Annotated in this window: 1 protein-coding gene; it reads left to right on the top strand. The window is 58.1% G+C overall.

All coding sequences use genetic code 11. The features are described 5' to 3' along the window. The first annotated feature begins 151 nt into the window (after positions 1-151). Complete coding sequence (locus IB236_RS24205; RefSeq protein ID WP_192422489.1) at positions 152-445, top strand: DUF4148 domain-containing protein; 294 nt, start codon at positions 152-154, stop codon at positions 443-445. The last annotated feature ends 18 nt before the right edge of the window (positions 446-463 follow it).

Genomic DNA, 463 nt, shown 5'->3' with positions numbered 1-463 from the left:
GCGACTGGGTGGTTTTTCCCTGAACACCATCGGCGTACAGTTCATCCCATCGATGAGCCGAACCCGCAAGGCGACTCACCGAACCCGGTTCAGGAATCGTTTTTGACCCGGCTTTTTTGAGACGCTTTTTTAGCTTTTAAGGATTTTCATCATGAACAAGACCGCCCGTTTCCTCTCCGTCGCCGCTGTTGCCACTTTCGCCGCCTTTGGCGCCCATGCCGATGAAGCCGATGGCTCGCAATTTGCCCTGAAGTTCGACACCAACCGCACCCGCGCTGAAGTGCAAGCCGAAGCCGTAGTGGAAGCCAAGACCCACAACATGGAACCCGCAGGCTCGCGTGTGGTGACCTACCAATTCACCGCTGACCGCGCTGCCGTGCGTGCACAGGCTGCCGAAGCCGTGCGCACCGGCCAGATCCCTTCGGGCGAATTCAGCGCCATGTAATTTGGCAGACCAACTGCT

The organism is Acidovorax sp. ACV02 (genome assembly GCF_014851475.1).
GTDB lineage: Bacteria > Pseudomonadota > Gammaproteobacteria > Burkholderiales > Burkholderiaceae_C > Acidovorax > Acidovorax delafieldii.
Note: the sequence above shows the minus strand (reverse complement) of the source record. Positions and strands in the feature narration are given on the sequence as shown.

What these genes read in the sequence shown, in the direction of transcription:
- IB236_RS24205 (WP_192422489.1), top strand. Translation starts at nt 152, where the DNA reads ATGAACAAGACCGCCCGTTTCCTCTCCGTCGCCGCTGTTGCCACTTTC.